Raw genomic sequence first — 13,880 nt, 5'->3', positions numbered from 1 at the left:
CAATGTGCCCGTGAATATAAAGCATTCGCAGGTATTTTATGTTTATGTTAGGTTAAAATGGGGTTATACAAATTATTAATTTCCGTACTTTAGCCCCGCCAAACCGGAAAAACCTAATGTCAATCATAGTTAAACAACTCAGCAAAGTCTACGGAGAGCAACAGGCAGTCAGCGATATTTCCTTTACGCTGGGTAAGGGAGAGGTAGTTGGTTTTCTGGGGCCCAATGGTGCGGGCAAAAGTACAACCATGAAAATGCTCACTGGTTATGTACCCATCACCAGTGGCGAAGCGACCGTATGTGGGTTCAATGTAGCCACGCATCCGCTGGAGGTTCGTAAACGGGTAGGTTACCTGCCCGAAGCCAACCCGTTGTACCTGGATATGTACGTCCGGGAGTTTCTGGGTTTTATGGCGCAGGTGCACAACCTGGGTAGCAACAGTCAACGCAGGATAGAAGAAATCATTGAGCTGACGGGATTGACACCGGAGGTCAGCAAAAAAATACAGTCCCTTTCCAAAGGATACAAGCAGCGTGTGGGTCTGGCCCAGGCACTGATCCACGATCCGGAAGTACTGATCCTGGACGAACCCACTAACGGGTTTGACCCCAACCAGCTGGATGTGATCAGGGATGTGGTGCGGAACCTGGGGAAGGAAAAGACCATAGTACTGAGTACCCACATCATGCAGGAGGTAGAAGCGATGTGTAACAGGGTCATCATTATTAACAAAGGGAAAATAGTGGCAGACGATTCATTGACCAATCTGCAACAAGGTGGTGCCGATAATGGTTATATACAAGTTAGCTTTGGTGGCCAGGCCCCGGATGAGCCAGAGCTGTTGTCAATCGGAGGTGTGACACACGTCAGGCAAACAGATGCCCATAGCTGGCAGTTGTATACCAATGATCTGGAGGTTGTGCGAAAAAACCTACTACAATTTGCTTTGATAAATAACAGGAACATACTTTCTTTGCAGAGCAATTCTCAAAGTCTGGAAACTATCTTCAGGGAATTGACGAATAAAATTTAAAACAACTTATAACAATGAGTACCATTTCAGCAATCCACGCCAGGCAAATTCTTGATAGCCGTGGTAATCCGACAGTAGAGGTAGATGTAACAACAGAAGACGGTAACTTTGGCCGTGCCGCTGTACCCTCAGGTGCTTCCACTGGTAAGCACGAAGCGGTAGAGCTGCGTGACAATGACAAATCGGTTTATATGGGTAAAGGCGTTTTGCAGGCAGTAGCCAACATTAACGATATTATCGCTGAAGAACTGATAGGATGGGAAGTATCTGACCAGGCCGGTATCGACAAATACCTGATCGAACTGGATGGTACTGAAAATAAAGGTAAACTGGGTGCAAACGCTACCCTGGCTGTATCTATGGCTGTTGCAAAAGCTGCTGCTGAACAAGCTGAGCTGCCTTTGTACCGTTACCTGGGTGGTGTAAACGCGGTTACCCTGCCAGTTCCCCTGATGAACATCATCAACGGTGGTGTTCACGCTGACAACAAGATTGATTTCCAGGAGTTTATGATCGTTCCTTTCGGTGCACCTTCTTTCTCTGAAGCGCTGCGTTGGGGTACTGAAGTATTCCACCACCTGAAGTCTGTACTGAAAAAGAAAGGTTACAGCACTAACGTAGGTGACGAAGGTGGTTTCGCTCCGGATATCCAGAGCAACGAAGAAGCTATCGAAACTGTACTGCAGGCTATCGAAGCTGCTGGTTACAAACCAGGTGAGCAGATCGGTATCGCACTGGATGCTGCAAGCAGCGAAATGTTCAACGATGCTGACAAAACTTACAAATTCTACAAGAGCTCCGGCAAAGTAATCAGCAGCGATGAAATGGTTGCTTTCTGGGCTGAGTGGTGCAAAAAATATCCTATCGTTTCTATCGAAGATGGTATGGCCGAAGACGATTGGGAAGGTTGGAAAAAACTGACTGAAGCTGTAGGTGCTAAAGTACAGCTGGTAGGTGACGACCTGTTCGTAACCAACGTAAAACGTCTGAAACAAGGTATCGACCAGGAAATCGCTAACAGCATCCTGATCAAGGTAAACCAGATCGGTACTGTTACTGAAACTATCGATGCTGTAAACATGGCCCACAAAGCTGGTTATACTTCTATCATGAGCCACCGTTCCGGCGAAACTGAAGACGTTACCATCGCTGACCTGGCAGTTGCCCTGAACTGTGGTCAGATCAAAACCGGTTCTGCTTCCCGTACTGACCGTATGGCGAAATACAACCAGTTACTGCGTATCGAAGAAGAATTGGATACCGTGGCTTATTATCCCGGAAAATCCGTTAAATTTGGTAAGAAGTAATCATTCACAATTGGAGTTCGTGCAAGTGAATAATTTATTTTAACTGCCGGGTTTTCATTAGTGGTCAATATTCCGGGTTTTGATTTACGTCAAAACCCGGATTTTTTTTGGTATGGCATGAATTCTGTACCTTTCCGTTCAATATGTTATCTAAATTAAAGTCCATAAAGATTCCTGCATATATGCGAAATAAATATTTCGTATCGGCAGCGGCATTCGTAATATGGCTGGCATTTATAGATAGCAAAAACTTCATTTCCCAGTATGAACTGACCTCCGAAGTGAATAAACTGGAAGAACAGAAGTCTTTCTTTATGCAGGAAATTGTTAAAACCCGCAAAGAACAGGAAGAATTATTGTCCAGCCCTGACAAGCTGGAAAAGTTTGCCCGTGAAAAGTACCTCATGAAAAAAGACGATGAGGACCTTTTCATCTTCACTGAAGAAGAATAACAGCCCCTTCTGTGCAAATCCCCTATTACCAGGTATCTCTCCCCTACCGCCCATCCTTTCCTTATTTTAACTTTCGAAATATTTCGTTTATTTTGACAATACATTCTACATAATCTCCGTTATACTGTTATGAATTAATCATTTGTATTAAAACTTATTTGCATGGGGAATTCTACACATCTATTTTCTACTTTTCTTTCTGTAACTGATAGCGCAAATAAATTGCACAAAATGAATAACCAGGATCCCGAACTTTCCCGCGAAGAACAAATCTGTCTGAATCAAACCCGCAAAGCGCTGGATACTATTATTTATTCACCAAGACCTGAGACTATCAGAGCGATTGCAGAATACGCGAAGAAGACCCAGCCGACTAAATAAGCAGCCCTTTCAGTACACTCATTTTTGAGACCTTTTTGCCCTACCTTTACAGGTATGACAAAGAAAGAGCGCTTTGCATTTGTACTTAATTATTTCGAGCACCACGCTCCCAATGCGGAGACTGAACTGCTATACGATAATCCTTATCAATTACTGGTGGCCGTCATCCTGTCTGCACAATGCACAGATAAAAGGGTGAATATGACTACACCGGCTATCTTCGAAAAATACCCGGATGTGGAAAGCATGAGCCATGCCACGTTTGACGAACTGTTTCCACTGATCCGCAGTATCAGCTATCCCAATAACAAGACGAAGCACCTGATCGGGATGGCACAGATGCTCATGGAAGATTTTAATGGGGAAATTCCCGATTCAGTACCAGAACTGATCAAACTACCGGGAGTGGGACGTAAGACTGCCAACGTCATTACTTCCGTTATCCATCACCAACCTAATATGGCTGTGGATACCCACGTGTTTCGTGTATCGGCACGCATTGGGCTGACGACGAATGCCAAAACACCTTTGCAGACAGAACTTCAACTGTTGAAATATATTCCTAAAGAAAAAGTTCACATTGCTCATCACTGGCTCATCCTGCATGGCCGGTATATTTGTGTGGCCAGGAGTCCCAAATGCGGGGAATGCGGCATCAGACCGGCATGTAAATACTATCAGACGTTGATAAAAGCACAATAACCTATGCCAAACCCTTTTCTATCTGCTGAATGGCGCAACCTGCTCATGGTCAATTTTCAGGCAGATCCTGCAGTGCTGCAACGGTATGTACCTTACCGCACGGAACTGGATACCTGGAATGATACACATTATGTGAGCCTGGTTGGCTTTATGTTTCAGAATACCAAAGTGAAGGGCTTGTCTATTCCCTATCACAGGCATTTTGAAGAGGTGAACCTACGGTTTTATGTGAGATATAAGGACGGGGCGGAATGGAAAAGAGGGGTGGTTTTCATCAGGGAACTGGTGCCAAAGCACGCGATTACTTTTGTAGCCAATACGATTTATAAAGAGAAATATGCCACACATGCCATGCGACACCGGTGGACGCATGGTGACTCAGCACTGGAAGTGAGTTATGAATGGAAGGTGGGTGCAAATTGGAACCATCTTACAGCCAAAGTAGACAAAGAACCACTGCCCATTGCAGCAGGCAGCGAAGCCGAATTCATTACAGATCATTACTGGGGCTATACCCATATGGGCGCCGATAAGACCGGGGAATACCAGGTGACGCACCCACAGTGGAGAACCCACAGCATGATCGATTTCAGTTACCAGGTAGATACAGCCGAATTATATGGGGCCGACTTTGTGCCGATGCTGAGCCAGCAACCGGTTTCCGCATTGCTGGCAGAAGGTTCGGAAATTACGGTGCTGCCCAAAAGGATATTATAGGGAGAAGCGCGTTTTTTATACCCTATTGGAATTTCGGTTTTATTTTACTTATCTTATACGGGCAAAGTTATCGTTATTGTTAAGTATAAAATCGTTATGAAAGTAAGTACCAGTATCCGACTATCCGTTATGATGTTCCTTGAGTTTTTTATCTGGGGGGCATGGTTTGTTACATTAGGAACCTATTTGAGCGCGAACCTTCATGCATCCGGGATCGCCACTGCCAATGTATTCTCAACCCAGTCATACGGTGCTATTATCGCTCCTTTTATTATCGGTATGATCGCCGATAAGTTTTTTAATGCTGAGCGCATTCTGGGCGTACTGCACCTTGCAGGGGCTGTACTCATGTACCAGATGTTCCGCGCAGAAGATGTAAGCGTATTCTATCCTTATGTATTTGCTTACATGGTACTCTTTATGCCAACACTCGCACTGGTGAATTCCGTTTCTTTCCGCCAGATGGACAATCCTGAAAAAGAATTCTCCGTGATCCGCATGTTCGGTACTATCGGCTGGATCATAGCAGGTGTGCTGGTTTCTGTACTGGCCTGGGATAGTCCTGATGGTGTAAGTGCAGGATTGCTGAAAAACACCTTTGCCATGGCAGGTATCGCCTCCCTGGTCCTGGGTCTCTACAGCTTTAGTTTGCCAAAGACACCGCCGGTGAAAGACAAAAATCAGAAAGAAAGTATTGGCGAAATTTTAGGTCTCGACGCCATCCGCTTACTGAAGAATGGTAACTTTCTCGTATTCTTTATTTCCTCTATCCTGATCTGTATTCCGCTGGCATTTTACTACCAGAATGCACACCGTTTCTTCGAAGAAATCGGTATGCCTAAGGTAACGGTGATGATGACCATCGGCCAGCTGTCAGAAACTTTTCTGATCCTGCTGATTCCTGTATTCTTCAAGAAGTATGGTTTCAAAAAGACGATCATGGCAGGTATGCTGGCATGGGCTATCCGTTATGCATTGTTCGCATATGGTAATGCAGACAGCTTATTGTTCATGCTGATCATCGGTATTGCGCTGCATGGTATCTGTTATGACTTCTTCTTCGTGTCTGGCCAGATTTATACGGATGCACAGGCAGGTGAAAAATATAAGAGTGCCGCACAGGGTCTGATCACACTTGCCACTTATGGTGTAGGTATGCTGATCGGTTTCTGGGTAGCTGGTCTTATTTCTGATCATTACAAGGAGTTGCCTTTGGTTGAATTCTGGCGCCAGGTGTGGATCATTCCTGCCGGTATCGCACTGGTGGTATGCCTCCTCTTCCTTGTACTCTTTAAAGAAAAACAAACCAAAACCGCTCTGTAAGTATGCAACGTATTTCCATGTTAGGCTCAGGCTTCATAGGCCGCTTCTATGCCGATTCACTTCAGGGGCAACGTAGCCGTGATAAGATTGTGAGTATTTATTCCCGCAGGGAAGAGAGTGCACAAAAGTTTGCAGCAGACTACCAGGTACCACACTGGACAACCGATATGGAGGCATCTATTGCCCATCCTGATGTGGATGTAGTATGCATTTCACTACCTAATAACCTCCACGAGGCAGCCGTATTGCTGTGTTGTAAACATAAGAAAGGCGTGATCTGTACCAAGCCGCTGGGCCGTAATGCAGAAGAAGCCAAACGTATGCTCGAAGCAGTGGAAAAGGCAGGCATCTTCAATGGTTACCTGGAAGACCTGGTATATACACCCAAATTCCTGAAAGCACTGGATAGTGTGAAGAACGGAGCACTGGGCAGAATACTCTGGGCCAAATCCAGGGAAACACATCCCGGACCCCACAGCGAATGGTTCTGGGATAAGGAACAGGCCGGCGGCGGTTGCATTTTGGACCTGGGCTGCCATTGCGTGGAAATAGCCAGATCTTTTATTGGCAAAGACATCAAACCTGTAGAGGTAATGTGCTGGGCCGATACACAGGTGAAACCTATCGATGCCGAAGACCATGCCATCGGGTTGGTGAAATACGAAAACGGCGCCATTGGCCAGTTCGAAGTAAGCTGGACTTTCAGAGGTGGTCTGGACCTGCGTGACGAAGTGATGGGCACAGAAGGTACTATCTGGCTCAACAACTTCCTGCGTACAGGTTTTGATATGTTCACCACCGGCAAGGGGGCAGACTATGTGGCTGAAAAAGCGGAAAGCAACAGCGGCTGGCTATTCCCTGTAGGCGATGAACTGAATGACCTGGGTTATAACCATATGTTCACCGATATGTTTGCAGCTATGGAACAGCATCGGGCACCACAGGAATCCTTCTACGACGGGTACGTGGTGAATGCCATCCTGGATGCCGCTTATCGCAGCGCCGCTTCTAAACAATGGGAGCCGGTGAAACTGGAGATATGGAGAGGCCGTGAAAATGTAGGTAAAGACCGTTCGCAGCAGGAATACGATGCACAGTACTATCTCGTCAAGGAAGAAATGACGCATTATGGTACAAAGAAACTGATCCTGAAAGATAAAGTGAGTGGCCAGATTATAGAAAAGGTGATAGACTAAATAGTAATATTATTCACTGAGGGTAGCGTAAGCTATCCTCAGCTTATTTTAACCACTACTGCTTTTCCAAAAGCCTGTGGAATCTCCACTTGTACCAATGTGCCTTTTTCGTATTTATACACGTTTTTTTTGCCCTCTGGCAGGGTTAGCTCATATAACCCATTCCCTAATGATTTGAGCGGCAGGAAGGCGCCTTGCAGCTCAGAAAATATACTGGTGATGTGATGGGGTTCGAAAAAGTATAATTCCGATACCGTATGTACGATATCTGTATTGTTCAGTACTGATTGTTCTCCATTGTGATTAATACTATAGTTCTTTCCATCCCTTTTGGTAATGCTGTACTTATTATCGCCCTCCTTTCCGGTGGTTCGTTTTGCATTGGCAAGAACCAGAACATTGTTGTCGTAATCGCAATCGATATTGAGGTTAAACTTTGCAAGGGGTTTCATATCAACATTACTCTGGATGGCAATCTTCCTGGTGGTTCCTGCTACTTTCTGCACGGCTATGATGTTGCCGATTACATGACTGCCATAGCGAATTTCATAGCTATGCGTCTGCGCGGCTACCTCCAGGATCATGCATGAAAGCAATAAAGACAATATGAGGCTTTTCATAATAAACATTTGGCGATTATTGAATATACAAAAAAAATCCTGCCCGGCGGGACAGGATCTTTTGCCAATATGCTAGTTAGCTGATTATCATGCCTGCAGCAGTTCCCTGATTTTATTAACCAGTTCGCTCTTTGTGATAGGCACACCCATGATCTTATTGTAACCCTGTGCATCGATCAGGAATTGCTCACGAATGATCTTGATGAGCTGACCGTTGTTGATTTCAGGAATCAATACTTTATCATAGTTGTGCAGAATCTCACCCAGGTTCTTAGGGAAGGGACGCAGGTAGCGGATGTGTGCATGCGCTACTTCGTGGCCTTCTGCCAGCAGTTCCAGTACGGCACTCTTAATAGCGCCATAGGTAGAACCCCAGCCCAGTACCAGTACTTTACCCTTTTCAGGACCCAGTTCTATTTTTTGAAGAGGAATGTGATCTGCGATTTTATCTACTTTCTCCTGGCGGATGCGCACCATTACCTGGTGGTTTTCAGGATCATAGCTTACGTTACCAGTGATGTTCTGCTTTTCCAGGCCACCAATGCGGTGTTCCAGGCCAGGTGTACCAGGTACTGCCCATGGGCGCACGAGGTTTTCATCGCGGTGATAAGGGAGGTAATTCTCCTCTCCTTCTTCCAGTGCGGTCTTGAACTTAACCGGAATTGGCTGCAGATCGTCTGCCTTAGGGAAACGCCATGGTTCTGCGCCATTTGCGATATAACCATCACTCAGCAGGATCACTGGTGTCATATGTGCGATAGAGAGACGGAATGCTTCGTAGGCAACCTCAAAACAGTCAGATGGTGTGGATGTAGAGATGACAGGTAGTGGACATTCTCCATTACGGCCATAATATGCCTGTAAGAGGTCAGATTGTTCTGTTTTGGTGGGCAAACCCGTAGAAGGGCCGCCACGCTGAACATTGACAATCAGCAGTGGGATTTCCAGCATGACTGCCAGACCGATGGCCTCGCCTTTCAGTGCCATACCCGGACCGGAGGTAGTAGTTACCCCCATGTGGCCACCATAGGATGCACCGATGGCGGATGTGATACCTGCGATTTCATCTTCTGCCTGGAAAGTGCGGATGCCGAAGTTTTTGTAACGGCTCAGCTCATGCAGGATGTCAGATGCCGGTGTAATTGGGTATGTACCCAGGAACAGGGGCAGGTTTGCCTTCTGGCTGGCGGCGATCAGGCCGTAAGACAGGGCGGTGTTACCTGTAATGCTGCGGTAGGTACCGGGCTCCATTCTTGCCTTCTCCACACGGTAGCGGGTGGTAAAGGCTTCTACGGTATCGCCCAGGTTGTAACCTGCTTTCAGCGCTTTCAAGTTGCTATCTAATATTTCAGGTTTCTTACCGAATTTCTCGTTGAGGAAGTTTTCAGTGCTTTCCAGGCTACGGTCGTACAACCAGTAGAGGAAACCAAGCACGAACATATTCTTGGCCCTGTCCTTTTCTTTCATACCCAGGGTGCTTTCCTTGAGCGCTTCACGCGTCATTTTGGTCACGTCCATGGTATGAAGCTGGTAGTTAACCAGGGAACCATCTTCGAGTGGGTTTACGCCATCAGGATAGTTGGCGAGGCGCAGGTTTTTTGCGTCAAAACCGTCAGTATTTGCGATGATGATACCACCTTTTTTCAGGGATTTGAGGTTAGCTTTCAGCGCAGCTGCGTTCATAGCCACCAGTACATCACAGGCATCACCAGGGGTAAATATACGGTTGGAGGAGAAGTGGAGCTGGAAACCGCTCACACCGGCGAGGGTACCCTGAGGGGCACGGATTTCGGCCGGGAAGTCAGGGAAAGTGCTGAGGTCATTACCCACCAGGGCGGTATTATTGGAGAACTGGGTTCCTGTCAGCTGCATACCATCACCACTATCCCCAGCGAACTTGATCACCACATCTTCTATCTGTTGAACCGAAGTATTTGACATTTAAAATCTTATTTAACGACTGATATTTTTTCAGGCTGTAAATTTAACGATTCGGAGGGTAGTATTTACTGTTTTAAATCATATACTTTCCGGAAGGCTGAATTTCAACAAAAGTACACAAAGTCAGTAGACTTTGGCTTTCCCCCGGCATAGCTAAAAGTTATGGCTCATAACTTTAAGTAATACTTCGGGAGTTTAACAGGGAATTCGCAATTGGTTTACGATATTTATGAGTGAAAATCGTAATTTAGCTAACAAATAATTATTATAACATCATGGCATTATTCCAACCCAATAATCCTGTTCTGAATGAAAAGACATTTCAGCAGGCTGCCCTGAAATCCACAGACAATGCAATGACTGTAAAGGGTACTGCCAACAAGACTGCATTTCTCTTAGCCCTGGTAATTTGTGCCGCTGTATACTCCTGGGGAGTTCTCGCAAGAGAGGGCAATTATATTCCTTTCCTGGCTATAGGTGGTATCGGTGGTTTTATACTGGCAATTGTTATTAGCTTTAAGAAAGAATGGGCACCTTATCTGTCACCAGCTTATGCACTGGCAGAAGGTTTGTTCCTCGGTATCATTTCGGCTATGTATTCCTCATTGTATGATGGTATTGTACTACAGGCTGTAGGTCTGACTTTTGGTACTGCTATCGCAATGCTGGTGCTTTATAGATTTGGTGTATTGCGTGCGACTGAAAAGTTCCGCGCAATTGTGTATACAGCGACTGCAGGTATTGCAATCTTCTACCTGATTGCGCTAGTACTGCGCCTTTTCTCCGTAGATATTCCCTTCCTGCATGAAGGTAGTATGATTGGTATTATCTTTTCAGTGGTAGTGGTAGCGATTGCTGCACTGAACCTGATTCTGAATTTTGATATGATTGAGCAGGGTGCTGCACAGGGTGCGCCTAAATGGTTTGAGTGGTATGCAGCGTTTGGTCTGCTGGTGGTACTGGTTTGGTTGTACCTGGAGATACTGCGACTGCTGTCTAAACTGAACAGAAGATAGTTGATTCTAAATAATCGAAACAAAAAACGCTTTTGCCTTCGGCAAAAGCGTTTTTTGTTTCTGGAAGGAGGTTTGCTATCCGGCAAACCTCTTTCAATGCTTTTAGCGGACTCTGGCAGCAGGTTATAAAGTAATGTTAAACCATTTTTGGCACCCTCCCGTTGGCATGCTAATTGTTTTTATTTACAAATAACCATATCAATTGAAACGACCATGAAAAAGATAATGTTAGTCCTTGCTGTTGCCGTAGTGGGTGCATATGCCTTCAGGACAAGTGATGAGGGGAGTATCTCAGGGAAAATTACTCCTGCAGATGGTGCCACACAGGCATGGGCGATAATGGGAACAGATACTTTGAAGGCACCTGTAAGTGACGGTACATTTTCCGTTCAACAGGCCAAAGCCGGCACATATACCGTGATTGTTTCTGCCAGGAGTCCATACCAGGACGTGACCATTGCGAATGTGAGAGTGGAAGATGGCAAAGCAACAGATCTCGGAGAAATTAAACTGGCAGAAAAATAATTTAAGATAGCAATAGTTGGTTTTCATAGGGGTTAATCAAAAAGCCGGTTCCATACTTCAGTATGGCCGGCTCCATTTTTTTAAGGGGGCACCTGCCCCCTTTTTTATTTTTTCTCCATATAGGGGTATCAGCAGTGACAGCCGTTATCTATTATATCACAGCAAATTAATTGTCACATATGCAAGCTGTACCCAGAACATTTTCCGGTATTGCCCCTACCTATACGACTGGAAATACGGACAAAAGTTATTTTTGTGCCATGCCGGAAAATGCTGTATTGCAAAAATTATTACAGGAGAATGAGCAGTTGTTTATGGAAACACTGTTCAGGAACTGGTTTCCTTTTGTCTGCAAGACAATCTACCGCATTGTACAGGATACTGCCACAGCGGAAGACCTTGCACAGGATGTATTTATTAAGATATGGAACCGTCGGGCTGAACTACAGGAAGTCTATTTTAAAGCTTACCTGCACAAAGCTGCGATCAATATGGCGTTGGATTATGTTGATAAACAAAAGCGCAGAGGCGTACATATGGAATTAGGTGAACAGCACGAACCTGTGCGGGTGGAATCGCCCGGCACAAGCATGAGCCTGCAGCAGACCACGCGCCATATTCAGCAGGCTGTAGATCAACTGCCAGAAAAATGCAGAGAGATCTTTATACTAAGCCGATATGAAGAACTATCATACAAGGAGATTGCCGCTACGCTGAATATCTCTGTAAAAACAGTGGAGAACCAGATGGTGACGGCCCTGAAAAAACTACGTGTATCCCTGCAGGAATATCTGCAGGTAACTATCCTGTTCATAGCAGGAGCAGCGCTTTATCCTTTACTTTTACAATGTTGACATGTATGTCTGAGCAATTTGAAAATATTGATTCGCTGATCGTACGCTCGCTGGAGAATTCGCTTTCCCCATCTGAGCAAACCATGTTGCAAACATGGCTGAATGAAGATGCCGCACATCGTCGCTACTTCGATGAAATCAGGCGTACGTGGACGATCACCGGTGAACATGATATAGATTTTATACCTGACACGGCGGCTAACTGGCAACGCTTCAAAGAACGTGTGTATACTACAGAGGCCCCGGCCTTGCAGGTAGTGAGCAACAGGAAGATGTACCTACGTGTTGCTGCCAGCATTACCGGTATTGCAGTAGCAACCCTACTCTACTTTACCCTGCGCGGGCCTAATGAAATCACGACACTTACAGCAGCCAATGAAAAGAAAACCATTAAACTCCCTGATGGTAGTAAGGTATATATGAACCACAACAGCCGTTTACGTTATGACAAACAACTGGCTGGTGCAGAAAGGGCAATTTACCTGGAAGGAGAAGCCTTTTTTGAGGTAGCGAATCAACCGGGAAGACCATTTGTGGTGTATGCGAATGAAACACAGACGCAGGTATTGGGAACTTCTTTTGATGTGAGGGCATATGCTGCCACACCTGTGGAAGTAACAGTGGTAACAGGTAAAGTAGCGGTGTCACATGACACACATAAGCTGGTAGTGACACCAGGTCGCAAAGTTATTTTTGCTGCAGGAAAGCAACCTGAAGAAAATGCGAATGATGATGCCAACTTTATTGCCTGGAAGGAGAATCGTTTTGTATTCGACAACATGCAAATTCATGATATAGTCAAAACGCTGGAGAATTATTATGGGGTAAAGATTATTGTAGCAGACAAAAGCATAGATACTATGCGCCCAACGTGGTCTCCCGATATTTCAGATTTACCTACATTACTGGGCCAGCTTTCATACATCACAAACTCAGGCTGGCTTAAAGAAGGAACTACTTATAAAATCTATAAGAAATAAAAAAAGAGGAAGGTAATCACCTTCCTCTTTTTCATTAGTGTTAATCTCATTCCGATCACGCACCACCCAGTTTGCACTTCTGCAGTACTTCCCAGGATTTACCGTTATGACGGAGGAAATACAGGTTGTTCACTTTGAATGAAGCCTTGTATTCCTTGTTTTCGTATTCAGGCCATGCCTTTTCGAACTGTGCATCTTCGAGGTCTTTGAAGGCCACGGTAACGTGAGGGGTGAAACCTGTACGAGCCAGCATAGTACTGAAGCCAAACTCCTTACGCAGGAAGTTGATCAGTTGTCTGTGCAGGGCGCTCATAGTTTCGCTCTTCTCAACATTGATGAACAGTACGCGGTTCTGCTTGTTCGGGAATGTACCAAAACCATTCAGGGACACTTCGAAAGGCGCCTGGGTTTTAGCGAATTCAGCCAGTTCATCGCAGAATGCTTTTTCCAGCGCAGGATCAGCTGTGAAAGGAACCTGGAGTGTGATATGCGGCAGTACTTTCAGCGCATACACAGGACCGAAGTTCTCAGCGAAATCCTGTTTTATTTTGATAATCTCTTTACCTACCTCGGCTGTAGGCAGCAGGGCGATAAAGTAGATTTTGTTATCAGGTTTAGGAGTGAAAGGACGTCTTTGTCCACCACCTCCTGGTCTTGGGCGTCCGCCGCCACCGCCGCGGTTAAATCCGCCACCACCGCCGCCACGGTTGAAGCCACCGCCGCCACCGCCACGATTGTAGCCGCCACCACCGCCGCCGCGATCGTAACCACCACCGCCGCCGCCGCGATTGTAACCACCGCCGCCACCGCCACGATCGTAACCACCGCCGCC

At 45.8% G+C, this 13,880-nt stretch carries 15 protein-coding genes; 12 read left to right on the top strand and 3 right to left on the bottom strand.

Annotated features, from left to right (window positions below):
- Positions 1-116 precede the first annotated feature (116 nt).
- The 8 genes from ABDW16_RS11095 (at position 117) to ABDW16_RS11060 (ending at position 7,112) form a co-directional block, all read left to right on the top strand.
- Entirely contained in the window at positions 117-1,034 is a 918-nt protein-coding gene (locus ABDW16_RS11095) for an ATP-binding cassette domain-containing protein (RefSeq protein WP_343669750.1), read from the top strand.
- A 14-nt stretch (positions 1,035-1,048) separates the two neighbouring features.
- On the top strand, positions 1,049-2,341 hold the full coding sequence (eno, locus tag ABDW16_RS11090; protein WP_343669748.1) for a phosphopyruvate hydratase: 1,293 nt from the start codon (positions 1,049-1,051) through the stop codon (positions 2,339-2,341).
- A 182-nt stretch (positions 2,342-2,523) separates the two neighbouring features.
- Positions 2,524-2,793 (top strand): septum formation initiator family protein, encoded by a 270-nt coding sequence (locus ABDW16_RS11085; RefSeq protein ID WP_343669746.1) that lies wholly within the window; start codon positions 2,524-2,526, stop codon positions 2,791-2,793.
- A gap of 231 nt (positions 2,794-3,024) precedes the next feature.
- Entirely contained in the window at positions 3,025-3,174 is a 150-nt protein-coding gene (locus ABDW16_RS11080) for a hypothetical protein (RefSeq protein WP_343669744.1), read from the top strand.
- A 54-nt stretch (positions 3,175-3,228) separates the two neighbouring features.
- Positions 3,229-3,876 (top strand): endonuclease III, encoded by a 648-nt coding sequence (gene nth / locus ABDW16_RS11075; RefSeq protein ID WP_343669742.1) that lies wholly within the window; start codon positions 3,229-3,231, stop codon positions 3,874-3,876.
- Positions 3,877-3,879: 3 nt separating this feature from the next.
- Positions 3,880-4,593, top strand: coding sequence for a DUF2071 domain-containing protein (locus ABDW16_RS11070; RefSeq protein WP_343669740.1), 714 nt, complete (start codon positions 3,880-3,882; stop codon positions 4,591-4,593).
- Between the two features lie 96 nt (positions 4,594-4,689).
- Entirely contained in the window at positions 4,690-5,916 is a 1,227-nt protein-coding gene (locus tag ABDW16_RS11065) for an MFS transporter (RefSeq protein ID WP_343669738.1), read from the top strand.
- Between the two features lie 2 nt (positions 5,917-5,918).
- Positions 5,919-7,112, top strand: a complete 1,194-nt coding sequence (locus ABDW16_RS11060) for a Gfo/Idh/MocA family oxidoreductase (protein WP_343669736.1) — start codon at positions 5,919-5,921, stop codon at positions 7,110-7,112.
- A 38-nt stretch (positions 7,113-7,150) separates the two neighbouring features.
- Here the strand turns inward: ABDW16_RS11060 and ABDW16_RS11055 are convergent, their stop codons facing one another.
- Both ABDW16_RS11055 and ABDW16_RS11050 read right to left on the bottom strand, forming a co-directional pair.
- Positions 7,151-7,732, bottom strand: coding sequence for a DUF6134 family protein (locus ABDW16_RS11055; RefSeq protein ID WP_343669734.1), 582 nt, complete (start codon positions 7,730-7,732; stop codon positions 7,151-7,153).
- A gap of 87 nt (positions 7,733-7,819) precedes the next feature.
- Complete coding sequence (locus ABDW16_RS11050; RefSeq protein ID WP_343669733.1) at positions 7,820-9,673, bottom strand: 2-oxoacid:acceptor oxidoreductase subunit alpha; 1,854 nt, start codon at positions 9,671-9,673, stop codon at positions 7,820-7,822.
- 275 nt (positions 9,674-9,948) lie between these two features.
- Here ABDW16_RS11050 and ABDW16_RS11045 point away from each other — a divergent pair, with 275 nt between their 5' ends.
- The 4 genes from ABDW16_RS11045 to ABDW16_RS11030 all read left to right on the top strand — a co-directional run bounded on the left by ABDW16_RS11045 (position 9,949) and on the right by ABDW16_RS11030 (position 13,048).
- Complete coding sequence (locus tag ABDW16_RS11045) at positions 9,949-10,689, top strand: Bax inhibitor-1/YccA family protein (protein WP_343669731.1); 741 nt, start codon at positions 9,949-9,951, stop codon at positions 10,687-10,689.
- Positions 10,690-10,902: 213 nt separating this feature from the next.
- The gene (locus ABDW16_RS11040) at positions 10,903-11,214 is read left to right on the top strand and encodes a carboxypeptidase regulatory-like domain-containing protein (RefSeq protein WP_343669729.1); all 312 of its coding nucleotides are present in this window, start codon (positions 10,903-10,905) and stop codon (positions 11,212-11,214) included.
- A 179-nt stretch (positions 11,215-11,393) separates the two neighbouring features.
- Positions 11,394-12,068 carry an RNA polymerase sigma-70 factor gene (locus tag ABDW16_RS11035; RefSeq protein ID WP_343669727.1) on the top strand — a complete coding sequence of 225 codons (675 nt, stop codon included), beginning with the start codon at positions 11,394-11,396 and terminating at the stop codon, positions 12,066-12,068.
- A 5-nt stretch (positions 12,069-12,073) separates the two neighbouring features.
- The gene (locus tag ABDW16_RS11030; protein ID WP_343669725.1) at positions 12,074-13,048 is read left to right on the top strand and encodes a FecR domain-containing protein; all 975 of its coding nucleotides are present in this window, start codon (positions 12,074-12,076) and stop codon (positions 13,046-13,048) included.
- 55 nt (positions 13,049-13,103) lie between these two features.
- Here ABDW16_RS11030 and thpR read toward each other — a convergent pair.
- On the bottom strand, positions 13,104-13,880 hold a 777-nt coding region (gene thpR / locus ABDW16_RS11025; RefSeq protein WP_343669723.1), incomplete at its 5' end, for an RNA 2',3'-cyclic phosphodiesterase.

Source organism: Chitinophaga sp., from assembly GCF_039596135.1.
Classification (GTDB): domain Bacteria; phylum Bacteroidota; class Bacteroidia; order Chitinophagales; family Chitinophagaceae; genus Chitinophaga.
The sequence above is the reverse complement of the archived record's forward strand: the minus strand, read 5'-3'. Positions and strand labels throughout refer to the sequence as shown.

Excerpts from the sequence above, each read along its gene's own strand:
- ABDW16_RS11095 (WP_343669750.1), top strand. The coding sequence starts at position 117 with ATGTCAATCATAGTTAAACAACTCAGCAAAGTCTACGGAGAGCAACAG.
- eno (WP_343669748.1), top strand. The coding sequence starts at position 1,049 with ATGAGTACCATTTCAGCAATCCACGCCAGGCAAATTCTTGATAGCCGT.
- ABDW16_RS11085 (WP_343669746.1), top strand. The coding sequence starts at position 2,524 with ATGCGAAATAAATATTTCGTATCGGCAGCGGCATTCGTAATATGGCTG.
- ABDW16_RS11080 (WP_343669744.1), top strand. The coding sequence starts at position 3,025 with ATGAATAACCAGGATCCCGAACTTTCCCGCGAAGAACAAATCTGTCTG.
- nth (WP_343669742.1), top strand. The coding sequence starts at position 3,229 with ATGACAAAGAAAGAGCGCTTTGCATTTGTACTTAATTATTTCGAGCAC.
- ABDW16_RS11070 (WP_343669740.1), top strand. The coding sequence starts at position 3,880 with ATGCCAAACCCTTTTCTATCTGCTGAATGGCGCAACCTGCTCATGGTC.
- ABDW16_RS11065 (WP_343669738.1), top strand. The coding sequence starts at position 4,690 with ATGAAAGTAAGTACCAGTATCCGACTATCCGTTATGATGTTCCTTGAG.
- ABDW16_RS11060 (WP_343669736.1), top strand. The coding sequence starts at position 5,919 with ATGCAACGTATTTCCATGTTAGGCTCAGGCTTCATAGGCCGCTTCTAT.
- ABDW16_RS11055 (WP_343669734.1), bottom strand. The coding sequence starts at position 7,732 with ATGAAAAGCCTCATATTGTCTTTATTGCTTTCATGCATGATCCTGGAG.
- ABDW16_RS11050 (WP_343669733.1), bottom strand. The coding sequence starts at position 9,673 with ATGTCAAATACTTCGGTTCAACAGATAGAAGATGTGGTGATCAAGTTC.
- ABDW16_RS11045 (WP_343669731.1), top strand. The coding sequence starts at position 9,949 with ATGGCATTATTCCAACCCAATAATCCTGTTCTGAATGAAAAGACATTT.
- ABDW16_RS11040 (WP_343669729.1), top strand. The coding sequence starts at position 10,903 with ATGAAAAAGATAATGTTAGTCCTTGCTGTTGCCGTAGTGGGTGCATAT.
- ABDW16_RS11035 (WP_343669727.1), top strand. The coding sequence starts at position 11,394 with ATGCAAGCTGTACCCAGAACATTTTCCGGTATTGCCCCTACCTATACG.
- ABDW16_RS11030 (WP_343669725.1), top strand. The coding sequence starts at position 12,074 with ATGTCTGAGCAATTTGAAAATATTGATTCGCTGATCGTACGCTCGCTG.